The organism is Acetobacterium carbinolicum, from assembly GCF_047456275.1.
Classification (GTDB): domain Bacteria; phylum Bacillota; class Clostridia; order Eubacteriales; family Eubacteriaceae; genus Acetobacterium; species Acetobacterium carbinolicum.
This window is the reverse complement of sequence record NZ_CP173357.1, coordinates 2,983,473-3,008,651: the sequence shown is the minus strand read 5'-3', so window position 1 is coordinate 3,008,651 and position 25,179 is coordinate 2,983,473. Positions and strand designations below refer to the sequence as shown.

Annotated in this window: 26 protein-coding genes; all 26 read left to right on the top strand. The window is 42.6% G+C overall.

From position 1 onward, the window contains the following. The first annotated feature begins 27 nt into the window (after positions 1-27). The 26 genes from ACIZ62_RS13990 to ACIZ62_RS13865 all read left to right on the top strand — a co-directional run bounded on the left by ACIZ62_RS13990 (position 28) and on the right by ACIZ62_RS13865 (position 25,178). Positions 28-279, top strand: a complete 252-nt coding sequence (locus ACIZ62_RS13990; protein ID WP_322519952.1) for a hypothetical protein — start codon at positions 28-30, stop codon at positions 277-279. Positions 280-339: 60 nt separating this feature from the next. Further along, positions 340-597 (top strand): hypothetical protein, encoded by a 258-nt coding sequence (locus ACIZ62_RS13985; protein WP_414150439.1) that lies wholly within the window; start codon positions 340-342, stop codon positions 595-597. 76 nt (positions 598-673) lie between these two features. Then, a complete protein-coding gene (locus tag ACIZ62_RS13980) occupies positions 674-1,492 on the top strand; it encodes a conjugal transfer protein TrbL family protein (protein WP_414150438.1) in 819 nt (272 codons plus the stop codon). A gap of 31 nt (positions 1,493-1,523) precedes the next feature. Beyond that, the gene (locus ACIZ62_RS13975) at positions 1,524-1,751 is read left to right on the top strand and encodes a hypothetical protein (protein ID WP_414150437.1); all 228 of its coding nucleotides are present in this window, start codon (positions 1,524-1,526) and stop codon (positions 1,749-1,751) included. Positions 1,752-1,787: 36 nt separating this feature from the next. Continuing rightward, a complete protein-coding gene (locus ACIZ62_RS13970; protein ID WP_414150436.1) occupies positions 1,788-2,108 on the top strand; it encodes a hypothetical protein in 321 nt (106 codons plus the stop codon). A gap of 9 nt (positions 2,109-2,117) precedes the next feature. After that, a complete protein-coding gene (locus tag ACIZ62_RS13965; RefSeq protein WP_414150435.1) occupies positions 2,118-2,711 on the top strand; it encodes a prepilin peptidase in 594 nt (197 codons plus the stop codon). Further along, positions 2,708-3,427: a Flp pilus assembly protein CpaB gene (gene cpaB / locus ACIZ62_RS13960; protein WP_414150434.1), complete on the top strand. Its 720-nt coding sequence runs from the start codon at positions 2,708-2,710 to the stop codon at positions 3,425-3,427. Before ACIZ62_RS13965 ends, cpaB begins: the two co-directional genes overlap by 4 nt. A gap of 87 nt (positions 3,428-3,514) precedes the next feature. Then, the gene (locus tag ACIZ62_RS13955) at positions 3,515-3,868 is read left to right on the top strand and encodes a hypothetical protein (protein ID WP_414150433.1); all 354 of its coding nucleotides are present in this window, start codon (positions 3,515-3,517) and stop codon (positions 3,866-3,868) included. After that, a complete protein-coding gene (locus ACIZ62_RS13950; RefSeq protein WP_414150432.1) occupies positions 3,859-4,737 on the top strand; it encodes a hypothetical protein in 879 nt (292 codons plus the stop codon). The genes ACIZ62_RS13955 and ACIZ62_RS13950 overlap by 10 nt, the downstream gene beginning before the upstream one ends. Next, entirely contained in the window at positions 4,734-6,071 is a 1,338-nt protein-coding gene (locus ACIZ62_RS13945) for an ATPase, T2SS/T4P/T4SS family (RefSeq protein WP_414150431.1), read from the top strand. Before ACIZ62_RS13950 ends, ACIZ62_RS13945 begins: the two co-directional genes overlap by 4 nt. Next, positions 6,068-7,003 (top strand): type II secretion system F family protein, encoded by a 936-nt coding sequence (locus ACIZ62_RS13940; protein WP_414150430.1) that lies wholly within the window; start codon positions 6,068-6,070, stop codon positions 7,001-7,003. Before ACIZ62_RS13945 ends, ACIZ62_RS13940 begins: the two co-directional genes overlap by 4 nt. Positions 7,004-7,023: 20 nt before the next feature. Further along, on the top strand, positions 7,024-7,905 hold the full coding sequence (locus ACIZ62_RS13935) for a hypothetical protein (protein ID WP_414150429.1): 882 nt from the start codon (positions 7,024-7,026) through the stop codon (positions 7,903-7,905). Positions 7,906-7,915: 10 nt separating this feature from the next. Further along, positions 7,916-8,320: a DUF4320 family protein gene (locus tag ACIZ62_RS13930; RefSeq protein WP_414150428.1), complete on the top strand. Its 405-nt coding sequence runs from the start codon at positions 7,916-7,918 to the stop codon at positions 8,318-8,320. Continuing rightward, positions 8,317-8,877, top strand: coding sequence for a hypothetical protein (locus tag ACIZ62_RS13925; protein ID WP_414150427.1), 561 nt, complete (start codon positions 8,317-8,319; stop codon positions 8,875-8,877). Before ACIZ62_RS13930 ends, ACIZ62_RS13925 begins: the two co-directional genes overlap by 4 nt. Before the next feature lie 52 nt (positions 8,878-8,929). After that, the gene (locus tag ACIZ62_RS13920) at positions 8,930-9,457 is read left to right on the top strand and encodes a hypothetical protein (RefSeq protein WP_414150426.1); all 528 of its coding nucleotides are present in this window, start codon (positions 8,930-8,932) and stop codon (positions 9,455-9,457) included. Positions 9,458-9,937: 480 nt separating this feature from the next. After that, positions 9,938-10,804: a Fic family protein gene (locus tag ACIZ62_RS13915; protein WP_414150425.1), complete on the top strand. Its 867-nt coding sequence runs from the start codon at positions 9,938-9,940 to the stop codon at positions 10,802-10,804. Between the two features lie 165 nt (positions 10,805-10,969). After that, the gene (locus tag ACIZ62_RS13910; protein ID WP_414150424.1) at positions 10,970-11,380 is read left to right on the top strand and encodes a hypothetical protein; all 411 of its coding nucleotides are present in this window, start codon (positions 10,970-10,972) and stop codon (positions 11,378-11,380) included. Between the two features lie 403 nt (positions 11,381-11,783). Further along, complete coding sequence (locus ACIZ62_RS13905; RefSeq protein ID WP_414150423.1) at positions 11,784-12,317, top strand: hypothetical protein; 534 nt, start codon at positions 11,784-11,786, stop codon at positions 12,315-12,317. Between the two features lie 75 nt (positions 12,318-12,392). Next, a complete protein-coding gene (locus tag ACIZ62_RS13900; protein WP_414150422.1) occupies positions 12,393-18,575 on the top strand; it encodes an InlB B-repeat-containing protein in 6,183 nt (2,060 codons plus the stop codon). Positions 18,576-18,651: 76 nt separating this feature from the next. Next, positions 18,652-19,191 (top strand): hypothetical protein, encoded by a 540-nt coding sequence (locus ACIZ62_RS13895; RefSeq protein WP_414150421.1) that lies wholly within the window; start codon positions 18,652-18,654, stop codon positions 19,189-19,191. 35 nt (positions 19,192-19,226) lie between these two features. Next, a complete protein-coding gene (locus ACIZ62_RS13890) occupies positions 19,227-22,025 on the top strand; it encodes an InlB B-repeat-containing protein (protein ID WP_414150420.1) in 2,799 nt (932 codons plus the stop codon). A 102-nt stretch (positions 22,026-22,127) separates the two neighbouring features. Then, positions 22,128-23,342, top strand: a complete 1,215-nt coding sequence (locus ACIZ62_RS13885) for a hypothetical protein (protein ID WP_414150419.1) — start codon at positions 22,128-22,130, stop codon at positions 23,340-23,342. Between the two features lie 67 nt (positions 23,343-23,409). Next, positions 23,410-24,387: a GBS Bsp-like repeat-containing protein gene (locus ACIZ62_RS13880; RefSeq protein ID WP_414150418.1), complete on the top strand. Its 978-nt coding sequence runs from the start codon at positions 23,410-23,412 to the stop codon at positions 24,385-24,387. A gap of 9 nt (positions 24,388-24,396) precedes the next feature. Next, complete coding sequence (locus tag ACIZ62_RS13875; RefSeq protein WP_414150417.1) at positions 24,397-24,579, top strand: hypothetical protein; 183 nt, start codon at positions 24,397-24,399, stop codon at positions 24,577-24,579. A 40-nt stretch (positions 24,580-24,619) separates the two neighbouring features. Beyond that, positions 24,620-24,928: a hypothetical protein gene (locus ACIZ62_RS13870; RefSeq protein WP_414150416.1), complete on the top strand. Its 309-nt coding sequence runs from the start codon at positions 24,620-24,622 to the stop codon at positions 24,926-24,928. Continuing rightward, the gene (locus ACIZ62_RS13865) at positions 24,915-25,178 is read left to right on the top strand and encodes a hypothetical protein (RefSeq protein WP_414150415.1); all 264 of its coding nucleotides are present in this window, start codon (positions 24,915-24,917) and stop codon (positions 25,176-25,178) included. Before ACIZ62_RS13870 ends, ACIZ62_RS13865 begins: the two co-directional genes overlap by 14 nt. Position 25,179: the final 1 nt, after the last annotated feature.

Genomic DNA, 25,179 nt, shown 5'->3' with positions numbered 1-25,179 from the left:
AACTTCTGATGAAAGGAGGTGATGGCGATGTTGACAGAATTTGTATGGGTAACCGGATTAGTTAAACTTCTGACTGATGCATCCGTGGCACTGTACTTTATCTTACCGGGTTTGGCCTTGGTTATTATTGTCTGGAATGTAGTCAAGCGGCTACAGGCTGATGATCACGAAAAAATAAAGTATAAAGAAAACATGAAAACAACACTGCTCTATCTGGTTATCGGAATGACGATCAATGGTTTTATCACCATGCTTTTAAGCTATTTCCCGAGTTCCTGAAGTTTGTTTCCCGAGGAAACACGGATAAAGAAATTAAAAAAAATTAAAAGGAGAAATTTAATGGCTTTAAAATTAAAAAATATAAAAGAAGCAGTAGTTAAACCCCTGGTGCTATGGCACGCAAAACTCTTAAGCAGCGAAGCTGAAGAAATGAAAACCGATTCAGGATCGATTGTTGAAGGTGCGGGGATGTGGATTGTCGGATTGATGGGTGTGGCACTGTTTCTGTATGCATTTCGGGATATCATTGGGAATACCATTATTCCGTCGATTAGATCAAACTTTCAGGCGTTGTTCTCGAACATCCCTACATCTTAAATGCAACGATTTAAAAAGAACGGCTGCTATTTGGACCGTTCTTTTTCTTTTTTAATCAAAGAGAGAAAGGAGAATTATGTATCCAATCTTTAAAAACTTTATCTTTGATGCAATTAACAATAGTGGGGTGATTACCGTTAGTATTAAAAGTTTGGCTGAGCAGGTGTTTTACATCGATAAATATATCGGAGATACTTCGGGACTCGATTTGTCCACGGGGCTGACCCAGATTTTTTATAAACTTGCTCTGCTGCTATTGGTAATCAAGTTTTCTAAAAGTGGTTTTGAAACCTATATTACCTGGACTGGTGGTGATCCTGATAGCGATCCCATGGCGATGCTGCAACGAATGGTTAAAGCCGTAGTTATGATTGTGGCCTTCCCGATGCTCTATCAGATCTTTGCCCGGGTGTGTACCGGGGTCTTGTATGAAATTCTCAATAGTATGAATTCAGAGTTTTTATATGAAGAAAACTTTGTGAAAAGTCTGATCGAAGCGAGTATGGGGCCTTTTGCAGTGCTTTTTTTCTTTATCGGTGCAATGGTGCTCTATTTTCAAATGCTGGCTCGGGGTGTTCAGATGTGGATCATGCAGATCGGTTTTCCACTGGCCTGTGTGGGACTCATTGAAAGTGATAACGGGGTGTTTGCACCCTTTATGATAACCTTTTTCAAAGCTGGGATTACAACCATTATCCAACTATCAATGTTATTGTTATCCTATGTACTGATGGCAACCGGTGATTTTGCGATTGGATTCAGTGCCCTGGCATTTGGCATTTCCACTCCGGTTCTACTTCAGCAGTTTATGGTTCATACCGGCAATGCAAATTTATCGGGAAAGGCATTAACCATTGCCCGAGTCACGGAGGTAGCCGTGCGGTCGGTTAAGTAAATGACAAAGAGATCAAAGGGAAAGGAGTCGTATGGAAACCATTGATTATTTTTCGGATTTAAATAACATCTATAATCTGCTGTTATTTTTAATCAATGCTGGTGTTGTTTATCGGGTAGTTTACTGCATTACCCACATGATTCATTCACCAGACGAAAGGGGTGTATATATCCGGCGGATTCGACACGTTTTAATCTTCTGTGTCATTGCCAATACCCTGATCCCATTTCGGGATGTGATTCTGGCTTATATCACATAAAGCTGTTTCCTCGGGAAACAGGGAAAGGAGGAATTTATGGAGTATCACGAGGAACTGTATATCCCAATGGGGATTAAAGCCAACCGCCAGGTGATTGAGGGGATGGAAGTGAGGGAAGTTTTTCTGATGGGGGTGATGGTGTGCATCACCGTCATCATATGTGCTCTTTACTATGTTACTTTTGCCGATCCGATTGGAACATTTTTCGGTGCCTTGGCGATTATGTTGTCTTCCTATCTGGTGCTAAAAAAAAGCGAGAAAGATAATCAGTCTTTTTTGGATATGCTGCAACATATTTTTAGCTATTACCGTGGCCGTAAACACTATGCCTACATCCATCTTAATGAGTGGGAATAGGAGGGCCATATGGCAGCGTTAGGATTTAGTGGCGTTTTGGGTTGCTGGTTCCTGATGGGATCGGTATTAAAAAGGCAGTTTGAAAAGGCGTTTTTATCCACTGCATTCATTGTGGCAACGCCTTTATTATTTTTATTGTTGGTAATGGATGATCCGGTGATTATTTTACGCACCGGATTATTTTGTTGTCTGATGTTTTACATCGGATACTTTGATTTAAAAACGAAGACCATTCCCCGATTTGTCCATCCCCTGATTTTATTAGTGGGATGCATCGGAATCAGCGGAGAATGGTTAGTAAAGCAGGCCATCCTCGGGGCATTGACCTTGGGTATTCTGATGGTAGTTTCCGGTTGGCTGATTAGAATGATCACCGGACAGGATCAGGCAATTGGTTTAGGGGATGTTAAGCTTGTCGCCGTTTGTGGATTTTATCTGGGGTGGGATGCTGGCGTAACTGGTCTGATGATCGGATTATTTCTGGGCATCCTATGGGCCCGGGCCAGGCATCTGAAACGCGATGAAGTGTTTGCTTTTGCGCCGTTTCTATGCTCGGGTTTTATGATTGCAGTAATGTTATTAGAAAGGATGGTGTATCTGTGAAAAATAGAGGCAAGATGCTGATTGGTTTTTTTGTGGTCGTGTTTGCGTTGTTATTGGCCTTTGTGATTGTGCCCATGTGCACGGGCATGATTGGCAATACAACAACGATTGTACGGGTCAAAGAAACCATCCGGGTGGGGGATCAACTCACCGAACGGAATGTTGAGGAAGTGGAGGTTAGCGGATACAATTTACCGACTAGCACCATCAAAAGTAAGAATGAGGTCATTGGTAAGTATTCCACCGCAAAGTTGGAATCGGGAGACTATGTACTGCAAAGTAAGCTGGTTAATGACATGATCACCAGTGGAAACTATATGAGTGCCCTGGATGGCGGGAAACAGATTGTGTCAGTGACCATTAAGGATTTTGCCAATGGGATTTCCGGAAAGCTCATGCCCGGGGATATCGTGATGATTTTAAACAATGCCGAAGCAGTGGGTAACCGAAGCACTGTTTATCCGGAACTCCAATATGTGAAGGTACTTGCGGTGACCACTCAGACCGGGGTGGATATGGGTGGAGAAAAATTATCAGATGATACCGAGCTGCCGGCGACGGTGACGCTGCTGGTCAATAAAACCCAGGCACAGCTACTCACCGGACTTGAAAAGAATGGAAACATCGTCTTTGCCCTGATGTATCGGGGAGATGAGGACACAGCCAACCAGTTTTTACAAAAACAGGAAGAAGTTTTTAAAGCGAGTGGATTTTAATCTGTTTCCTCGGGAAACAAAATGATAGATTTATAAATTGCTGTGACTGTTAATTCATGGCAGAAGATGAAAAACAGGAGGTTGGATATGAATAAGCAGGATAAATTGAAAGATAGACAGGAAGGTATTTATTATGGCCCGGTGACGAATGACGGTCAACCTTTTTTAAAACTATGGAAACCAGATAAGGAAAAGAACAGCCCCAATGTTTTTGTGCTCGGGGTTAGCGGTGCAGGAATGAGTATCACAGATAAATTCATTGCTTTGATGGAGGAATATACAAAGGGATCCCGAATTATTTTTATTGATCCCATGAGCGAGTATAAGAATTTATGTGAAAATTTTGATAGGGATTTTATCAATGCAGATGGGGGGGGGAATTATTTAGATAATTCTGATCAGCACTTATCTCCAGAAAAGGAGGTGCCAACATGGAAGTAATCACCGTATGGGGATCCCCGGGCGGGGGAAAAACAACCCTCAGTCTGGAGCTGGCCAAACATATCAGTGAAAAAACAAAGGAAAATGTTGTGCTGATTTTTACAGAGGATCAGGCCAGTCCCTTATCCTACCTCTTTCCCAGTCTCAATAAGGAGGGCGGATCCCTGGGAAAGATCATTACCATGGCCGGGTTTGATCAGGAAGAACTGCTAAAAACGTTGGTGAATCATCCCAAGAATAAATACCTGGCCTTTTTGGGGTATCGCAGTGAGGATTCCAAACGCAGTTATCCGGAAGTGGTGGAACCCCAGGTGATTGACTTGTTTGTTACCCTGGGTCAAAAATTCAAGTATGCCATCATTGATGGACAATCCAGCTTTCATAACGATTGGATTACCCAGTATGGATTGCGTTATGGAAGCTGTGTCATGGTCGGTGGCGGTGACTTAAAGAGTATCGCCTTTTTTAATGGAACCACCGCCATGCTTCAGGACTTTACCGGGTTTCGGGACAATGTTATCCAGGTGTTGAATAACCCCTGGGATTTTGACTCCTGGCTGCTGGTGGGGGATAAATACGGTGGCGTCGATTATGCCTTTCCTTACAGTATGGATATTCAGATGGCTTATCTGGAGGAAACCTCCATCAAGTCGCTTAAACAAACAAAACGGAATCGGGAGTTTGTGGATGCACTCAGTCAGTTAAGTCAAGAGCTGCTCCAGGAAGAAAACTCAGTCCAGAAAAATAAAAAAAGAAAACCCGGATTTCTGGCTAAACAACCTAAAAAAGAGCGCATTAAAAAAGAAAAAACGTCAAAGCGCAAGCTTTTTAAAATTCCATTTCGAAAAGCGAAGGAGGAAATCGAATGAACAGTCTATACAAGCGCAATCAGGAGCTGCTGGATCTGATCGGGCGGATACAACAATATATCAGCCGAACCAATTCCAAGGCGTTGGGTGATGTAAAAAAGAATGAAGCGTTAATTAAAAAAGATATTCGTAAGTATATTGAAGATCATCGGGTGTTAATCGATGGATACTCCAGCATTGAGCTGCTTAACCGGATCTTTTCAGAAATGGGTGAATATGGGATCTTAACAGCTTACCTGGAAAATGAAAATAAGGAGCTGGAGGAAATCAATATCAATAGTTATGATAGCGTGGTGCTCCATTATAAAAATGGCGATGTGGTTCGTGCCCCGGAAACTTTCCTGTCTGCTGAATCAGCCAAAAACATCATGATCCGGTTATTGTTTCAGCAATCAGAAAAAACGTTGTCCGCTGCAACTCCTGTTGTGACTGGATACTTAAAAAACAATATTCGAATTACCGCAGTCTGCCCACCGATTATTGATGAGGAAAGGGGCGTTCAGGCATCGATTCGTTTTGTCAATCCCAGCAAGTTAAGAAGGGATGATTTAATCCGGAAGGAAACCCTCACAGAGGAAATGTTTGATTTTATCAATCTGTGCGCTTCCAGTGGCTTGAGTGGGGTTGTGGCCGGATCGACCAGCTCCGGAAAAACGACAACTTTAGACGGAATTCTCGGAGATGTGGATAAACGTAAACGGATCATCTCCATTGAAGAAAATGTCAGAGAACTGGATTTGGTAACCCGGGATGAAAATGGGATTATTGATAATAACGTTGTTCACTGGAAAACTCACGGGACAATTAACTCGAGGGAGTTATTAAAAACAGCGCTAACCTGTGATCCCGATATTATCGTCCCCCAGGAAATGAAAGGGGAAGAAGCTTATGCTGCCCAGGAAGCAGCCCGAACCGGCCATGCGGTTTTGACAACCACTCATGCCAACTCCTGCCGGGCAGCCTATACCCGGATGCTGACACTCTGTATGCTGGATTCAACTCTGGAAGATAAGGTGCTGTACCGATTGGTATGTGAAGCCTTTACTATTGCGATATTCTGTAAACGGCTGGACGATTATTCCCGAAAGGTGATGGAGATTACCGAGTGTATTGTTGATAAGCATGGAGATTCAAACTTTCGAACCCTGTATGACTATGAGATAGACAGCTCGGAAAAAATTTCAGATACAAAAACAATTATCAAAGGCCATTTTGTCAAGCGCAACAACATGTCAAAAAGTCTGCAACAATGGCTTATTACCAATGGTGTCCCGACGCGTACCCTGGAGCGTTTCATTGATGAGCAACTGGGCGAGGAAGGTAAGGCGATATGAATGGGATAAGCCTTTCTATCTTTACGCTGCTTCTTGTGGGCCTGTGCTTGTTATTTAATGTATCGCCCTTTGAGCTGACAAGCCGGCTCATGGATCGGATTGTCAATGATAAGAGCGATATTCAATCGGTGATTAAAAAGACCGTCAGAAAAGACCGTCGAACGCCATTTCAGGGGCTGACCACAACCATCCGGGAAGCCCAGATGATCTTAAAAACGACCAATCGGGAAAGCGTCTTTACGATCCTGGTCATGGCAGCGACGATTTTGTTTATTGCGGGCCTGATCCTCGGATTAATGATGGAAAACATCTTGATATCGGCAGTGCTTGGCGTTGGAATGGCCTTGTTCCCGTTCTGGTACATCAAGCTGGCAGAAATAACCTATCGTAAAGAATTAAACGATGAGCTTAACAAAACACTGTCGATCATCACCACATCCTACAGTCGATCACGAAATATCGTCAAAGCCATCGAGGAAAACTTGCACCATATCAATCCGCCGCTGTTACCGGCGTTTGAAGCTTTTGTCTTTGATATCAGTTATATCACGGCGGATATTCCGGGGGCGTTGCTGGAAATGAGTGAGAAAATCGATAATCAGATTTATAAGGAGTGGTGCCGGTCGGTGATTGCCTGCCAGGACAATCCCAACCTGATTGAAACGCTGCCGGCGATTGTCCGCAAATTTACGGATATCAAAGAAACGAATGACGACTTTGGAACGGATTTGCATGCGCCTTTAAGAATTGTTGGCACTATGGTATTTATGAATGTTGGTGTGCCGGTTATTTTTTATTTCATCAATAAGGATTGGTACCGGGGACTGATGTATTCATGGGGTGGTAAGATCATTCTGGCCGTTGTTCTGACGATGATTTTCATCTCGATTAATGCTGCTATTAAAGATATCAAGCCCATTGAATACAGTTGATAGTAAAAGGAGGTTTTTTCATGAATAATACGGCCTATTTAATCTTTTTAGCAATGCTTTGTGGCTATGGGTTATTCCAGATGGTTGGAGGTATTTTTGACGTGCCAACCCATCGTGAGATTAAAACAATCATGGCAGTCGGTAAAAAAAAGAAGGAAAAGGTCAATGTTCTGGATGCCTTTATTTTTAAGGTATCCCATTTGATCATACCCTATGTTCGGATCAATCCTTATAAACGGAAAAAAATGAACAATGCCCTTAAGTCCCTGGGATCATTGGATACGCCGGAAATGGTCTATGGCCGGGCATTTGTGGAGTCGGGCATTTATGCTGGCGTTGGTTTAATTCTGTTGTCTGTTCATCCGATTTTTACGTGTATTCTGCTTTTCTATGCGATACAACGGTTCTCGACCCAGATCGGAATGATTGATCAATTGATGCGGAAACGTCGTGAAAAAATCGAGCGCGAATTACCCCGGTTCGTCAACACCGTACAACAGGAAATTAAAAAACGACAGGATCTACTGGCGATTCTCATTGACTACCGAAAAATCTCTGACGGAGAACTGGGGGAAGAATTGGAAGTGACCATTGCCGATATGAAAACATCGGATTATGAAAATGCTGTTTCACGCCTGGATGCCCGGGTAGTCAGCTCGCTTTTGTCGGATGTGACCCAGGGCTTAATTGCTGTTTTGAGGGGGGATGATATCGGGGTCTACTTTGAGCAACTGGCGATTCAGTTGCGGTCTTTTGATAAGAACCGGCTAAAAAAGGAAATGAACCGGCGACTAGAAAAAATAAAGAAGTACCCCTACATTTTACTGTTTACATTTCTGCTCATGGTTGTCTATGCCGTTGGGTATGACATCATGACTACACTACCAAGTATTTTCGGATAGGAGAGTTTATATGAAAGTTGACAAAGGTTCAGGCATATTGGAGTTTTCGATATTCTTCCTGTTAGCAATGTTTGTTTTAACCCTGATGTTGGGAGTTTTACCTGTATGGACTCAATATCAGAAGCTAAACTACATCGCCCATGGAGTCTTACGGGATGCCGAGCTGGTGGGAAATACGGGAAATACAGTAATTGATACTTATGAAGATTTGCAAGCAAAAACTGGATTAAAAACAAAAGAAATCAGTTTTAACGGAACAAAATATATCGGCGGATCGAAAAATGTCCAGATTAACGATCCCATTCAGGTTACTGTAAAATCTGATTTTTCATGGTTTAGTAGTTTTATCGGGGATGGTATCAACGTTGAACTGGTTGTGCCTGCCAGTGGACGAAGTGGGGTGTACTATAAATGATGGCATTGGCGAAGTGGTTAAAAAAAGCGGATGCCGGAATGTCCATTCCCATGGTTGCGGTATTGTTATTTATTCTGTTAATGATATTTTGTGCAATGTATGAATATTTAAGGTTTTTCTCTATTTTCATCCAGTTGGATCAGGCGGTAGAGCAGTCGGTTCAGGGCGTAGCGATGGAAAACTGGGACGAGGTCTATCAGGGTGTCCGGGAAGGTTATGCCGGAACATACACCAAGGCCGAGTTGACGGATGATTGGGAAGAAGTGATGAACCGGGAACAAATCCTTGCTCAAATGAAAAAAATGATCGACTTTAAAGTAGATGGCAACACCTGGGTCAAGGAAGATGATGCCGGTGAAGTGCTGTTCTCCTTAAGGCCAAAGGATACAACAGTGAAGATCACAAACACCCAATTGGCGGCTGCTGAGGGGGATGCCCTTACCGTCGAAACAACCAATACCATCACAGTGCCCTGGCGGTTTTTGGGAGCCATGTTTAACGCTCCCCCGATTGTGGTGGAGCGGGTAACGGTATCTGGTTATACACCAAAGTTTTAGTAGCGCATTATAAAAATAAAAATCCAGAAAGGTTGGGAGGGAAATAAATGTGATGAATAATATAACAGAATTAAAGACGATGGTTCAGATAGAGGTAAATGAGGAAATGCCTTGTTTACTGGCAAAAGCAAAACCGCTGGTTGATATTTTAAATGAGATTCAACCCAATGATTACTGGCATACGGATTATTTTCATGCTCCATTTAATGAAAAAGATATGAAGCCGATCCTGATTAAAGGTCTGCACTACCTGGAAAGATTTCAAAAACACTATATAGAACGCTGTTACGAGGAAAAAATAATAGCCCCTTATTACACACGGGAGATGATGGGATGCCAGTTTATGATGGCCTGTAAAGCTCTGATGGCCATTGAAATCGGCCACTATAAGGATGCATACCATCGTTTATGGTATTGCATCAACGGCTTCAGCAGTTTAAAAAATAACAATCCAACCATCAATTTAAACGAGTATTTAATCTATCGTTCTTTAATCAGTTGTTTTATCCAATCACTGCTGAAACAGGAAAAGGTGATTAAAAAAGAAAAAGCAGATAGAAGGAGAAAAACCTTTGGATAGTATGCCGATTAAAATTGAGCTTGTTGTTTTATGGCTATTGTTTTGTGGTGTGGATATTATACTGATAAAAAATTGTTTATTCGAGATGATTCCGAGCATTTTAAAAGACAAAAGGAATAACCGAATCAAAATGCTGTTAAAGATTTCTGGCTTGGTATTTATTATCTTTGCGATGATCATGAGCTTGATCATTAATGCGTACTATTTATTCTTTACCTAAAAAGAAAATAATGGGAGTCGGAAAGGTAAACTTGTTTCCGCGGGAAACAAATGAGAATGGGAAACAGATTAAAAACCAGATAGAAGAATTGGAATGAAATAATGATCATCGTTTCAGTAGTACTAATTGGGATTGTCGTGGTCGAAGCTGTTTGGTTAAAGCGATTAAAAATTGAAATTGAGCGAAAGGATGTGACTATAAAAATGCTTGAATGTGCTATAATGAAGCTAAAGAATGTTTAGAAAAGCAAGGGTGAGACAATGACTGAACAAAAATATATTGGGACTTATCAAGTGATCGAAGAAACAACGGATCGAAATCAAAAAGAAAAATACTGGAATATCGGTTTTGGCTTGAATAAGATCGATCAGCTAAACCCGTCCGAATATCTGACCAATGAATTACTTCCGGATCATTTCAGCGGGAAGCTTTCTTATCAGGAAGTTGAAAATGCCCTGGTCAATCATTATCAGACCTTACCGGAAGACGATCAGGTAAAAAGTGAGCGAGAATGCGACATTGTCTCGACACGGATTGCTTCTCTGCTGGATAACGCCGGCTTTGTTCTAAGTCCGGTATCCCTTAAGGGTATTCATCGGTATCTTTTTAAAAATATTCTGCCGGAGGAATGGGTGGGGACTTTCAGGGAGAAAAATATCTATAAAAAAGAGCCTGTTCTACGCGGTGAGAGCGTTTCTTATGCCAATTATTTCATGATTGAAGATACCCTGGCCTATGACTTTGAGACAGAAAAAAAGAAAAATTACGTCAACATGGATGATCAGGAAAAGATCAGCAGTATTTGCAGCTTTACTTCTTCCATCTGGCAGGTGCATCCCTTCCGGGAAGGAAACACCCGAACGGTGGCAGTATTTATAGTTCAATATTTAAACGGCCTGGGTTTTCAGGTGAATAATGATCCCTTTGAAGAAAATGCGCTTTATTTCAGAAATGCCCTGGTACGAGCCAATTATAGCAATCAAGTAAAAAACATCAGTCATACCGATGCCTATTTGATCAAGTTATTTGAGAATCTGCTCTTTGATCAGGATCATCCACTGCTCAATCAGGAAATGCAGCTTATTTCTGAAGATGAAAAAGAGAACGACTGGGAGCCGGAAATGTAGTTTTGTTTCCTCGGGAAACAAAATAGGAACAGGAAATTTGCTTGATAATCAAATATATGAATAAACGGATGAGAACAATTTGAAGATTGTTCTTTTTTTATTTTCAATCACAAGTCTTTAAAAGGACGAGTTTTGCAAGGATAATAAAATAATGAAGGAATTGCGATGATTAAAATTAGAAAGATTTACAGATTCGAAACCGGCGAAAAGGAACTTTACGATTTTGAACGGTATCTGTGTATCGAAATAGTTTCAAAGGATCCGATGGAGCTTAATGCTTTTATTGAAAAAAACCGATTCTTATGTGGTTATATTGAAATCGACAATGATCCTGAAAACGAAGATGAGTGTGATATATGGTGGGCGACAATTGATTTTAAATATGAACATGGGGAAATGGCACAATTGAAGGAAGATGTTAAAGAGGCCATCAAAGAGTGGAATATAATGAAAAATATTACCAGAGATATGGAAAAACCGTCAGATGAAAATCTAAATAATGACAGCATGCAGTTGAAACAACAACTGAATCAATATCAACCGATTTATGAAGACGATTGGGAACCGGAAATGTAATCCTGTTTCCTCGGGAAACAAAATTAAGAACAGGAAACAGCTTAGAAATCAAATGTTATGGAATAAACAGTAGGGGACAATTAGTCAATTGTTCTTTTTTGATTGATTAAAAAAATGGCGTGAAGCGATGGAAATGTTATTGATCGGTTTTGGTTTAATCGCGGTAGTGGAAGGGTAGTCTCATTGCTAAGCAACGTAGACTGCTGGATAAAAAGGAGCTTATGATTAATCGGTTGGAAATAGGGATTGAAAAAAGAAAAAAGCCTGCTTGTTAAATGTTTCCGATGGGAAAGAAATTTGTCGGTAAAAAAATAAATATAATAATAGTTAAATTAAACCTTGACAAGAAGTTGATTATGGTGTATTCTGATATAATTTTTAGATGATGAAAGAGAGAGGTAAAATGATGAAAACAAATGTAGCAGCACTGACTACCTGGTTGGCAAAAACAACGTTGAAACAGCGGATCGTTCTTGGTATTGGCGGAGTTCTGATGACTGGCATGATTGGCCTTGGCATTTATACACTTTTACCCAACAATACAGATACCTGGCAGTCCACTGCAAATGAAAAAACAGTGAAGGTTCAGGAGATCAATACCGAAAAAACAACGGTAGTAACCTCCACCCCAGTGGAAAGCAAGGTGGTTGAAACCCAAACCGTCACCAATGATAACAGCACCGTGGTAGAAAGCAATGTGACCACCGTTGATACCCCGACAATTGAATCAGAGCCGGTCTACACCAGTGAAGAAACCGGGGGACGTTATGAAGCACCCCAGGATACCTATGTTGAGCCAGCCTATGAAGAGCCAGCTTATGAACCGCCGGCAGCGGAGAGCAGCGGTGGCGGATGGGATGGTGATTTAGGGGCGACAGCCGGAGATACTACTCACTTTGGCGGTGGAGATGGATCGGGAACTGGATTTACGAACTGATATTTTAATAATTAACATTAGAGAAGAACAATTTACGGATTGTTCTTTTTTTATGCAGAAAATAAGGAGGAATGAATGGACGTGCGTATTAAAAGTCGGTTCGGGCCACTGTGGTTGCTGGTGCTGACTGTTTTACTGACAGGTTTATTGTGGGGAATGACACCCATTGTGGTCAGGGCTGAAGATAATTCCAGTACCGTGCCCGGAAACCCGACCTATACCGAAGATGCTTTCTACTACAGTGATCAGTATATGTGGAAAGCGTCACTTTTCTTGGCCAAGTCGGACACGGTCAATAAGGATTCATCGAATATGAATGAGTTTTACCGGATTGGTAATCAGGCCGTTTACCTGACTCCGGTTTCCAATTGGAATGGCTGGGCTGCTGGTTCCCGGCCATCGAATATTTCCGGATTATTCTTTTCCAAGGAAAACAAGGTAGATACTCTACTGGAGCTCCAGAGCAAAGGCGGGGATGTCAATGCACTGGATCCAGTACAGCTTGCATCTGGAAGTGGGATTTATTTACTAAATCCGGTTGACAAACCGCCATATGTTCCGCAACTCAGTGATGGTGATATTTACGACAACGGTGTTATTTACGGAGATTCAGTGGGAAACATTACCAAGGTTGCTAATTATTTTAATAGTTCTTCGGTTATGGACGAACTACTTAATTTCTATGCTAGTAAGCAGGGAACGGACCCGGAAGGACTAATTCAAGGGCTTGAATTCACCATTGACGGTGAAACACGGACAGGCTGGAATCCAGATGGAATATTGCCGGATGCTCTTAATGACAATCCCACCAATCAGGTGGAATGGTTAATTGTTTATGAGCCGGTATCGATTGTCTATGTGAAGGATACCGCCCATCCGGGATCCTATTACGGCTATGCGCTATCGGCCACTGATTTTGCGGTTTCTCAGATCAAGCACCAGATGGATTGGAGGTACGACGAAACCCGCTGGACGGCCTGGGCCGGACAACAGTCGGATGCCTGGAAGCCTAATGCCAATCGCCAGCATGTTTCCCGGTTGGCTTTTCTACTGATGGGAAACTCGGTGATTACCAATAGTACCTGGTATGGGTTGGCAGCTGGCTCCGGGGTAGACCAGAACGCTGCCATTCCTTTTAATCGCTGGTTCAGTGATCAACAGACTAAATACGGCGGTTGGGGTATGTCCCGATGGATTAAACCAGCCGAATACAATAAGCCCCGGGATAACGATTATCGGCCCAATACGGACGTTGTTTTAAGTACCCCGGTCTACTCCAATATTAATGCCACCCCGGGGAGTGAGCTGACGGTTACCTATAAGATCAACGGCGAAGTAATCGGCACGGATTCGCTGGTGGCGCCAGTAAAAACCGAGTCCTACAGCTATTTAAAATGGCGTACCCCGGACGTGGATACGGTGACCAGCTATGATCTGGAAATGTCGATCTCACCTTATCCGGAGGGCACTATTAATTCCGGAGGAAATGAGTATACCCATCGGACGTTGACGATCCGGCCATTGGAGGAAAGTACGCCACCGGATCCGAAGGTGGGTGATACGGTGCCAACGGATCTTCCAGAAAATCTGGTACCACCTTCTAGTGTGCCCGGGGAAGATACCTTGGATGAGAGCGTGGCACCAGTTGTTAAATCTGTCAATGCCATTACAGAAGCACCTTTTTATAAAAACGATACGGTTAAAATTCAAGTGGTGACAAATCGGGCCACGAAGAATCTGACCTTTACGAACATTGACAGCGGAGCAGGCAAACAATTTGGCATCGATTCCCTGGGGGATGGGATGCTGATTAGTCGGACGGTAAATGAACTATCCAATGAGATCATATGGACCATTGAGTTTGTTCCGATCAATCTTGGCATCAATCACTACCAGTTTAAAGCCATTAACGAAGGGGCAGGAGAGTCGAGCGCCTATTCATTTGATGTAGACGTGTTAATCGATCCGGATATTCCCATTATCTATGACTTTATCATCGAACCGGTTAAAAGCATCTATACTCTTTTCGAAGAAATTATAACCACACCATTGACGTATGAAGTTTATTTTGATAGCAATGGTGGTACGATTACTGATTCCCAGAGTGTGGAATATAATCACCTGGTGAGTATTCCTGACGCACCAGCCAAAGAGGGGTATACGTTCACTGGTTGGTATAAAGACAACACCTACACAGAGTTGTGGGATTTCACAACAGAAAAAATCACAGCCACGACCACAATATACGCTAATTGGGCAATAAATGCCTATGCGGTTAACTTTGATCCACTAGGAGGATCGAGTGTCTATGCCCCGGTTCAAGTATCATATGGGTCAAATATCGCTAGACCGACGGATCCCTTACGGGAAGGATACACTTTCGTTGGCTGGTATAAAGAGATCGCCACTGAAAACCAGTGGAATTTTGAAATTGATACGGTTTCTCAAGACACCACCATATACGGGCAGTGGGAGAAAAAGGAATTTAATGTGTCTTTCAATACTCAGGGTGGAAGTACGATTGATGACATAAAGGCAGCATATGACACTGTTATTTTAGCTCCCAATCCGCCTACCCGAGTCGGATATATATTTTCAGGCTGGTATAAAGATTCCGTCTGTACGAATGTCTGGATCTGGGCCAGTGACCGAATTATGGGGGATACGGTACTCTATGCAAAATGGACGCCGAAAATATTCAAGATCTCGTTTGAAACCATTGCAGGAACATCGGTACCCGATCAGTTTATTCAAGGGGGTAATTTGATTCCAGAACCCGTTACTCCGATCAAAGCCGGGTACACCCTGGAAGGCTGGTACACCAACGACACCTATTCAGAACGGTGGGACTTTACTACCGCAAAGGTCTCCCGGGATATGACTCTTTATGCCAAATGGGTTGAGGATGCTGCCGTGATTGAATTTATTACCAATGGAGGAAACATCGTAAATCCGACTTTGGTTGGCTGGACCGGAAAAGAGATCGTTAATCGAGCGATGCCGTTAATCGAGCGGGATGGTTATACTTTTGCCGGTTGGTATGGGAATCCGGGTTTTACTGGAGCGCAAATTACTGAGCTGCCGGATCAATTCCCGATTGGCAACATTCAATACTATGCCAAATGGTCAATTAATCAATATGTAACATCATTTCAGGAAAATGGAGGGAGTGAAGTTGCCAACCTGGTTTTGGACTATGGAGTGACCATCGATGAATCAAAAACCCTGACTGCTCGGCACGGTTATTCCTTTGCCGGATGGTTTAAGGACAGCGAATTAAGCAATCCCTGGAATTTTTCGACGGATACGATACCAAGTCACTCGATTACGCTCTATGCGAAGTGGCAGGCTAATGATATGACGGTACAATTTGAAACAAATGGTGGTACTCCGGTTGATACGGTGAGTTGCCCCTATGATCAGACGCTTGCCGAGCCAGAAACCACGCGATACGGCTTTACGCTACTGGGATGGTATCGGGAGGCAAGTTTTGCTAATCAATGGGATTTTGCCAATACCCCGGTTTTAGACAATCTGACACTCTATGCCAGGTGGGACGAAGACAAATATCGTCTGGTTGATTTTTTCCCGGATGTGGCGATGGCCGAAGTTGTTCGTCAGGAGATTAATCAGCAACCCCATCGATCTGGCAACCCAATCCCTACAATAACCACAAAGGTGTTGACGCTTTATGATCTGGACACGGTCAATATGTTAGTCAGCGATGGTGGTGCGATCAAAAGTATGGATGGAATCGGATCACTTAAAAATCTGACCAATCTATCGCTCACTAATCATCAGATCACAACAGTAACAAATGAGATTGGTGAGCTTAGTCAAATAAAGTCGATTGATCTTAATCATAATGCAATTAAATTAGTGGATGAGCAGCTTTGGAACTTGAATCAACTGGAGAGACTGGATTTAAGCGACAATCAAATTGATGTGTTTTCTAAAAATGTCAGTAATCTGGTTAATTTAAGTTACCTGGATATCAGTAATAACAGAATCGATGTCTTACCGACAGCATTGTGGGATACCATTTCTCTGGAATATCTGGACATGAGCAGTAATCCTATTAAGGATTTATCAATTGATATCGGGAACCTTTTGGCGCTTAAGTATCTGAACATTTCGGATGACGAACTGGAGGTTATGCCGTATTCCATCGGATCGCTTATTGAGTTAAAAGAGCTTAGGGCTTCAGAGAATAAGCTTGATGCGATTCCGGCACTGTTTGGCGATTTAAAAAACCTGGAGCTTTTTGATCTCAGTCAAAATGAGTATACTGATTTGCCAGACGCAACGATTAAAAATTGGACAGCACTTAAATCATTCAATCTCTCAGCGAATAATCTGGCAGAAATCAGGTCGGTTATTCTTGATCTGGTGAGCCTGGAAGACTTGAATATCAGCTCCAACGAATTAAGCGGTTTGCCGACCAGCATTACAGGTTTATCCAAACTAAAAAGATTAAACCTATCACACAATAGTAATCTAAAATATCTACCATTAACCATGGGTGATCTGATCAAATTGGAAAACCTGTGGGTTGAGGGAACCCTACTGGATCAATTGCCATTATCCTTAGAAGGAAAATCAGCTGTCATAAGTCCCGCTGGTCTACCTTACGGGTATGTGGTCAATTTCGATAAAAATGGTGGTGATTTAAGTATTCCCAGCATTCGACAGGATTATCAATTAACGATCACAGAACCGACGCAATTACCGCTGCGTAATGGCTACACCTTCAAAGGTTGGTATAAAGAGTCGGCCTGCCTAAACGCATGGAATTACCAAACAGATCAGATATTAAACACGACAACGGTTTATGCCGAGTGGGAAGCGAATCCCTCCTTTGTGAAATTCGAAGAAAATCTCGGTACAGAAGTGACAGATCTATTTGGCTATACGGACGAAGCGATTGTGGATCGCACACCGCCAAGTATTACACGAGCCGGTTTCTATTGGTTTAGAGGGTGGTTTGATAATGCCGCATTCAGTGGTACTGCCATTACGCAGCTTCCAGAGAAATTCCCGCCCAATGGCATTACCTATTATGCCAAATGGGAGCGCATGAACTACACCGTGACCTTTAATGCAAATGGCGGAAGTGGTGGCAGCACTCAGCAGGTTTATCATAATGAGGCCCCTGTTGCACCAATCATCCCAACCCGACCGGGACATACCTTCTTAGGTTGGTATACCACTGCTGCCGGAACGACCCCCTGGAATCCAGCAACAACTATTACAGAAGCGACGACTTATTATGCGAAATGGCAGATCAATACCTATACCGTGAGCTTTAATCCCAATGGCGGTAGTGGGGGAAGTTCTCAATCGGTTGTTTATGGATCAACGGCATCCTATCCGCCAACGCCATCCGCACCAAGTATTGCCTATCAATTTGCCGGGTGGTATACCAATCCAGCGGGTACAATCCCATGGAATCAACTAACACCGATTTCCGGGGATACTATCATTTATGCAAAATGGTCACTCAAGACTTTTACCGTCTCGTTTAATGCTAGCGGCGGTTCGGTAAGTCCGACAGCACGCAGCGTAACATATGGTTCAACAATTGGAAGCCTGCCAACTCCATCGCGTACCGGATATTCTTTTAATGGCTGGTATACATCGGCTTCAGGAGGTTCGGCAGTGAGTGCATCAACAACGGTAACCAGTAACCTGACCATCTATGCCCACTGGACGATTAAAACCTATACCGTCACCTTCAGTGCCAATGGTGGTTCGGTAAGTCCAACATCACGTAGTGTAACACATGGTTCGACAATCGGCAGTTTGCCAACCCCAACCCGCACCGGATATACCTTTAAAAATTGGTATACGGCTTCGAGTGGCGGATCAATAGTAAGTGCTTCGACTGCCGTAACTAGCAATGTAACCATCTATGCCCAGTGGAAACAAGTTGAGTATGAAAGCTATACTGATGTCATGTCGAATCGTTGTGATGAGTGGTTTTTTGATCCGTCGATTCATAATGAGACGTGTATATATGGACCGCATCCTCCACAGAATTCAGCTGTAACTCATGTGTATGTGAAACGCGGAACGGACATTTTCTACGATTTCAATTCCGATTTATATACACACCCGCCATTTAATGGGCAGACATGGGTTTCACAGTATTGGTATGTTAGTGTTGACAATGCCGTTAAAGGCTCAACAACGCAGCGGGCGTTTATGAACGGGGGCAGTTATGCCTACTTGTGTAATAATCGACCAAATCCAAAATAAAAACAAATAATAACAGGAAGGGAGTGGAGCAGATAGCAAAATCTGCTCCACTAAGAAAATGATGAAAAATACTAATATGAAATTGATTATTCAGCTTAGCCTGGCGATTGTACTAATAATCGCTGTAGCTGTGGGTGTCATTTCACCCCTTAGTAATTACCAAACATTATTGAATCATCAGAAGCGCTATGTGCCAACACCATTTGAAAAGGAAACGATCATGGGGACATGGAATGGTGATATGCCGGAACGAGAGGTTGATAAGGGTGCAGCGAATCCTGATTATAGCCCTGGAGGTACTTATTATCTGGAGCTATCCGAGAATAACCACTTTACTCTAACCGATGAAAAAGAACAGATCCTTTTAGATGAAGGAACCTATGCGATTCAGGAAAATTCTGAGTCGGATAAAAGGTTGGGAAAAAAGCTGGCTTTCTCAAATGCCAGCGGTGAACAACTCTATTATGGGTACTTGGTGAATGCTATAGATGTTGACATGTATATGATGTACCTCGAAATCGAAGAAGGAAAAGCATTCTATATTGGAACCCGCTACTATAATGAACCGCATTCGAGTTTAGAACACGACACTGAAATGCTTGTGAAGGTTAATTAAACAAGGTCAAATAAACAGGGAAAGGAACACGATGAATGAATTATAAAAAGTCAATTCTACTAACTCTGATCTGCATTGTATCAGCAGGAACGATTTTTATTCAAAGTAATTTTACAAATACTGTAATGGCCATAAATACAGCCATTGAAACGGATGCCGGCAACATCTTTGTAACGATTCATACCAATAAAGATGTTGATCAAATTGTCATGAATTCAGGGGCGGGGGAATATTTAATTACACCCCACACAGAATACAGTGATGAGCAATTACGAGGAAATAATCTGTCGATGGATATGAATGGGGATCATCAAGTGGATCATATGGATTATGATATCCTAAAGTCACATATTGATGGATTATGCAAAACATTCACAGCCAAGGTACGCTGCACCCATTGCGGGGCAGCAGACATCGATGGGGATGGTGAAATTAATAACCAGGATTTAAAGTTATTAAAAAAGCATCTTGAGAATAAGTGCGAACTTAATGACTGTTATTTTCATGGAACACGGATCCACCGGGAGGAAGATCCGGAGAATCCTAATGGTTATGTGTGGTACCTCCACTTTACCCCGGTGATACCAGGGATTGATTCCATTACGTTTGAACCACAGTCGGTTACGAGTACCGGTATCCGGGAAGGTGAGGTAAAGACGCTTGCCATCCATGCAGAAGAATATAAGAATCCGGAAATCTTAAAATCCTGGGTGGAACCGGCCCAGGATAAATATTTAATCGACAAACCGGTGACGCTTCAGGCAGTAACCCCGTTGGAATGCGATCAGGTCACCTTTAAAACGAATGGCGGAGAGATCAGGGTTGACGAATGGGATAGTATTGATTACGACAAAAATGAAAAAACCTGGAAGACTGAGTATACGCCACGCATGAGGGGTTATGAAGCCTTTCAAGTAACTGGACAGGGGATACAATCCACTGGTTTTCTGGACAGTAAGTCGACTAAATTTACTGATCGCATTGTGGAGCCATTGGTCACCGGTCAGAATAAAAGCATAAAAACGAACACCTATACCTGGACAACAACATCGGTGGATATCGACGGAAATGTGATTACCACACCCCATACCTACACGTGGTATACCATTACTATTACCGCCATTACCAATGTGGATGCTGATTACGTTGTTTTTTCCACACCTCATGGTGATGTAACGGATATGACCTATTCAAGCACCGGGAACACCCGGGTTTTCAGCACCTCCTGGGATACCCCAAATAGTGGCGAAACTGCCAGTGTCCTACCCCATGCCATCATCGGAGAAAAGCCAGCGGTGACTTATAAATACCAGGTCATTTTTGATCCGCAGAACGGCTCCCAGGTTCCGATTGCCACAGTGGCATATGAAAGTCTAATAACAGCGCCGGCAGAGCCTACTCGAACTGGTTATCGTTTTATGGGCTGGTACAAAGAAGCCAGATGCATCAATCACTGGAACTTTGGGGTTGACAGAGTACGGGGAACAACTACAATCTATGCTAAATGGGAAAAGAACAACCACACTGTCACGTTTAACAGTCAGGGAGGTAGTGAAAATGTGACCCGAACGGTGGGCTTTGATAGCACGGTTAATCCGCCGGCCGATCCAACTAAGGAAAACTACCTATTTGCTGGATGGTATAAAGACAGTGGTTGCCTGAAGGAATGGGACTTTGGGGGGGATCGGATTTATCGGGATACCGAGCTTTATGCCAAGTGGATTCCAGTGACCTTTAAAGTCAGCTTCAACACCCGGGGTGGATCAGCGATTGATCCCATAGCCGTTTTTTATGGAAGTAAGCTGCCAGATAACATGAACGGAACCGTTTTGACGGGATTCAATTTTGATGGCTGGTATCTTGATTATGCATATACCATTCCCTGGGATTTGGATAAAGATGCCATAAATGAACCGATATTACTTTATGCCAAGTGGTCAGAGGGCGAATATACCGTCAATTTTGATTCAATGGGAGGAAGTGCGATCCCGTCTCAAAACATCCACTATAACCAGCTTGCGACTGAACCAGCAGCACCGCCGAGCCGAGACGGTTATGAATTTACCGGTTGGTACAGAGATATGGAAGGATCACTGCCATGGACCTTTTCAATTAACGTCATTAATTCACCAACTACTGTTTATGCCGGATGGAAGGCCAAGCCAGCAATGATCGTGTTTCAGACTAACGGTGGATCAATGATTTCAAATCGAGTCGGAAAGACTGATGAGATATTAAGTGATCAGAACATGCCAGCAACAACTAAAAAGGGATATTTTTTCAAAGGCTGGTTTGAGCATCCAGGTTTATTTGGGAGTTTGGTGACAAGCTTACCAGGGACGTATCCATCAGGCGAGACGATCTACTATGCTAAATGGGAGGCAAATGATGCCCAAATCGTTTTTGAAGAAAACGGTGGGAGTGAAGTAGTGGATCGAACAGGCAAAGCAGATGCAGCGATCTCAAATCGTAATTTTGGAGAAACGAGCCGGGAAGGATATACCCTGGAAGGGTGGTATACATCAGATGACTTCTCAGGCAGTGTGATCACTCAATTGCCCGAGGTTTTTCCAGCCGAAACGACCACCTATTATGCTAAATGGAACGGCAATCGGGCCTATATTCAATTTAATTCAGGTGGCAACGGATATATACCCAGGTACTCAGGTTATACGGACGAAGTTATTGTCAATCGGACTTTGCCAGTTGTGGTATCAGAAACACAATCATTTGTCGGATGGTATGACAATGAAATGTTTAGTGGCGAACCACTTACCCAATTGCCGGCGACTTTTCCAATCGGCACATTGAAGCTCTATGCAAAATGGGTTTAATCTGATTACCGTTTGTAGAAAGGAGTAAATTGCCTATAGGGAATTGACAAGGTTTGCGTTTTTATGACACAATAAAGAAAATTGAGGAAAAAGGAGTATTACATGAAAAAGAATAAATTATTGACTACTGCAATGCTATTGGTTCTCTTGTTTATAATGTCAGGATCTGTTTATGCGACAGAGGATACGGTTGAAACCCAGGAAAATGAAAATCCCTGGTTACAGTCCATTACCGTTACAGAAGGTGTACATGGTTCAGCGATGTTTTGGATTGTTCAAGATGGACTGCCAACAGGCGAAACACTGGGAAATATGTTGAATTACAACCCCACGACAAAGACGTTGACTATGAATAATTTCAATGGTTATTATGGGATTACTCTGGTGGGAATGGGTGATATTAATCTAGAGCTGATTGGATCGAACTCGTTTCTGGATGACAGTCTTGGCTTTAATGCACCGGTTGATAACAATGTAACAATTATCGGTAACGGAACTCTTACTTATTCAAATCCGAATCGTCTGATCGGCAATGCTATGATGTGTAAGAACTTAACGATTAACAGTGGGAAGATTATTACGAATGGCGGAAAAATTAAAGCACTCGATACAATTACCATAAATGGTGGAACAATGGAAATACAAGCTTATGGTGAGGGTTGTCTGGGTGCAACTGAAAAGATCACAATTAATGGTGGAGCGCTTAGTTTAAAAAATCTATGGCACGAGAATATACCGAGTATGTTACCAACGTTAGCAACAAGTGATCTTTACATTAACCCTAAAAGCAAGGTTATCCATGCTCCTGATGGATATTCATTGGATATAATCGGAGATGATGTGATTACAGGAAATATCGCTTATCGAACCCATGTCGAGAATGTCGGTTGGCAGGCATGGAAAAATGAAGGTAACATGAGTGGAACAGAAGGATTTTCCTACCGTCTGGAAGGCATTGAGTTAAAGGTAGCGGATGTTCAGTCGGCAGATGTTGGTATCCGCTATCGTACCCATGTACAGAACATCGGCTGGCAGGATTGGATGGCTAATGGCAAAATGAGCGGTACAGAAGGCAAGAGCTACCGTTTGGAAGCAATTGAGATTGAATTAACCGGAACGGATGCTGCAAAATATGATGTGTACTATCAGGTCCATGCTCAAAACTTTGGTTGGCTAGGGTGGGCCAAAAATGGAGAAAGCAGCGGAACGGCGGGATATGGTTACAGGCTGGAAGGGGTTAAAATTGCATTAGTTGAAAAAGGTGGTATCAGCCCCCAACAAGCAACCGACCTAGAACCATTTTATCAAAATAAATAGCACACCAATTATAAAGGGAATCGTTTTTACCGACGGTTCTCTTTTATTTTTTGAAAGAGAGGCAAATATGAAATATTTACAATGGCGTCATTCAGTCATGTGCTTGATGTGTCTTTTAGGGTGCTTTTTAGTACCAGCTCCAGTCTTTGCCCATGATACCATATCAGCGAATCAGATTATGGCCATCCAGGATTCTGAAACGACCTTTACTATATCAATTGGTCACCTGAATGTAGAAAACGGAATCGATCACTTGAGTTGTAAGGTCTGGAGTGCGGCTGGTAGTCAGGACGATATGAAGACTAAAACCATGACACCGAATGGGAATGGCAGTTATTCCTATACCGTAGATATGGAACGGGATCATAGTGTGGAAGATGTAGTCAAGGTCAAACGCTATGATAAAGGGATTTATTATATTGAAATTTATGGGGTGGATAATGGCGGAGTGACAGGTTTGGTGGATTCCACCTATATAGTTATTCGCGCCGATGCCAATGAGTGGATACGACATCGTTATGATGGCTCTGATTTTTATGTCGATACCTTTCGGGCCATCCTGACGGTGACCCCGGAGATTAAAAACGGAACCCAGGAAGCCAACAGTGGTGCCAGTTTCAAATCCGGTTATGGCTATGCACTCAATTTAAATACAACAGTTGCCAGCACCGGCGATGCCGAAGCGGATAAATGGTTAGCCGGAGCACAGAATGCCAGTACCGTTTTCCCGGAGTTTAATTTTAAAACCGGGGTCACGACAAACGGCAGCTTCAATCAGTTTAATCGCCTGTCGGACTGTATGGGGATTACAAATAACAGCAATCTGTCAAACACGGTGCTGGAATTAAAAACAAATCCGTTCTCGGCCAGTAGTGCCCGGGTGCATTTCACCCCATTGTGGTTTCCGGATAACACAGAATATACCGTTTATTCCGAGGTATTCGATGCCTGGACACCCGGGGGGATGCTGGGGACAGCGACAACAAACAGCGTAAATATCGATGGAACAGTTTACGATGATTGGCAGGTAAATAACAAAAAGTAGGAGGTGTTTGTGAGAAGAAAAAAAATGTACTCCTGTCTATTAAACCGGAGTATGCAAACGAGATTATTGCCGGAAACAAGCACTATGAATATCGGAATTGAATTGCTGGATGTGATGACTTATCACACCCCCATTAATCCATTTATGGTATGGAACCATTTTGTGCCACCGCGGTCATTTCGGTATATCTGAAAAAGGGGAAAGTAATTAAAAATAATTCAGGAGGGTGAGGATGAAAATAAGAACGGCAAATGACGGAAATGAACGGATATGTCGGTGTAGCAAGATTTTTAAAATCGGACAAACAGTGAAAACAACGGGAACAGGACTCGACGGTGATAAATTTGATAAAAACAAAAAGGTTTCAAAACCGGGAATTGTCCTGGATTGTTATGATTTTTTTGTCTTAGTTCAGTTGGAACATTCAAAAAAATGCTTCTTTTATAATCAGCTTGAGATAATTTCAAAAAAAGAATACCAGGATATGAGCAGGAAGAAATTAAAAAATTCAATCAGGGTGCTGCACCATGGGACGCATTAATGAAGAATCCCATCGTTTTATCGCACTGCCTTTTGTGAATGAGTCATTAAAAATGGAAGTGTGGGATAACGAGCGGTGGTTGTTCTATCTGGATCGTGATAACCAGAGTGTACCCTATGTTGTGATTGAAAAAGAAAAGACTGATGAGCGAGTTATTCAAACGACTCGGGATCTGATGGACGTGGAGGCGCATTTATTTTCTAACGAAAAGGATGCGCTTCTTTTTATGAATAATTTTAAAGGAGAATAAA

Bases quoted from the DNA above. Each gene is read 5' to 3' on its own strand.
- ACIZ62_RS13990 (WP_322519952.1), top strand. From the start codon at position 28: ATGTTGACAGAATTTGTATGGGTAACCGGATTAGTTAAACTTCTGACT.
- ACIZ62_RS13985 (WP_414150439.1), top strand. From the start codon at position 340: ATGGCTTTAAAATTAAAAAATATAAAAGAAGCAGTAGTTAAACCCCTG.
- ACIZ62_RS13920 (WP_414150426.1), top strand. From the start codon at position 8,930: ATGAATAATATAACAGAATTAAAGACGATGGTTCAGATAGAGGTAAAT.
- ACIZ62_RS13980 (WP_414150438.1), top strand. From the start codon at position 674: ATGTATCCAATCTTTAAAAACTTTATCTTTGATGCAATTAACAATAGT.
- ACIZ62_RS13925 (WP_414150427.1), top strand. From the start codon at position 8,317: ATGATGGCATTGGCGAAGTGGTTAAAAAAAGCGGATGCCGGAATGTCC.
- ACIZ62_RS13965 (WP_414150435.1), top strand. From the start codon at position 2,118: ATGGCAGCGTTAGGATTTAGTGGCGTTTTGGGTTGCTGGTTCCTGATG.
- ACIZ62_RS13895 (WP_414150421.1), top strand. From the start codon at position 18,652: ATGAAATTGATTATTCAGCTTAGCCTGGCGATTGTACTAATAATCGCT.
- ACIZ62_RS13940 (WP_414150430.1), top strand. From the start codon at position 6,068: ATGAATGGGATAAGCCTTTCTATCTTTACGCTGCTTCTTGTGGGCCTG.
- ACIZ62_RS13910 (WP_414150424.1), top strand. From the start codon at position 10,970: ATGATTAAAATTAGAAAGATTTACAGATTCGAAACCGGCGAAAAGGAA.
- ACIZ62_RS13870 (WP_414150416.1), top strand. From the start codon at position 24,620: ATGAAAATAAGAACGGCAAATGACGGAAATGAACGGATATGTCGGTGT.
- ACIZ62_RS13955 (WP_414150433.1), top strand. From the start codon at position 3,515: ATGAATAAGCAGGATAAATTGAAAGATAGACAGGAAGGTATTTATTAT.
- ACIZ62_RS13945 (WP_414150431.1), top strand. From the start codon at position 4,734: ATGAACAGTCTATACAAGCGCAATCAGGAGCTGCTGGATCTGATCGGG.
- ACIZ62_RS13880 (WP_414150418.1), top strand. From the start codon at position 23,410: ATGAAATATTTACAATGGCGTCATTCAGTCATGTGCTTGATGTGTCTT.
- ACIZ62_RS13970 (WP_414150436.1), top strand. From the start codon at position 1,788: ATGGAGTATCACGAGGAACTGTATATCCCAATGGGGATTAAAGCCAAC.
- ACIZ62_RS13975 (WP_414150437.1), top strand. From the start codon at position 1,524: ATGGAAACCATTGATTATTTTTCGGATTTAAATAACATCTATAATCTG.
- ACIZ62_RS13930 (WP_414150428.1), top strand. From the start codon at position 7,916: ATGAAAGTTGACAAAGGTTCAGGCATATTGGAGTTTTCGATATTCTTC.
- ACIZ62_RS13900 (WP_414150422.1), top strand. From the start codon at position 12,393: ATGGACGTGCGTATTAAAAGTCGGTTCGGGCCACTGTGGTTGCTGGTG.
- ACIZ62_RS13905 (WP_414150423.1), top strand. From the start codon at position 11,784: ATGATGAAAACAAATGTAGCAGCACTGACTACCTGGTTGGCAAAAACA.
- ACIZ62_RS13865 (WP_414150415.1), top strand. From the start codon at position 24,915: ATGGGACGCATTAATGAAGAATCCCATCGTTTTATCGCACTGCCTTTT.
- ACIZ62_RS13950 (WP_414150432.1), top strand. From the start codon at position 3,859: ATGGAAGTAATCACCGTATGGGGATCCCCGGGCGGGGGAAAAACAACC.
- ACIZ62_RS13890 (WP_414150420.1), top strand. From the start codon at position 19,227: ATGAATTATAAAAAGTCAATTCTACTAACTCTGATCTGCATTGTATCA.
- ACIZ62_RS13885 (WP_414150419.1), top strand. From the start codon at position 22,128: ATGAAAAAGAATAAATTATTGACTACTGCAATGCTATTGGTTCTCTTG.
- ACIZ62_RS13915 (WP_414150425.1), top strand. From the start codon at position 9,938: ATGACTGAACAAAAATATATTGGGACTTATCAAGTGATCGAAGAAACA.
- ACIZ62_RS13935 (WP_414150429.1), top strand. From the start codon at position 7,024: ATGAATAATACGGCCTATTTAATCTTTTTAGCAATGCTTTGTGGCTAT.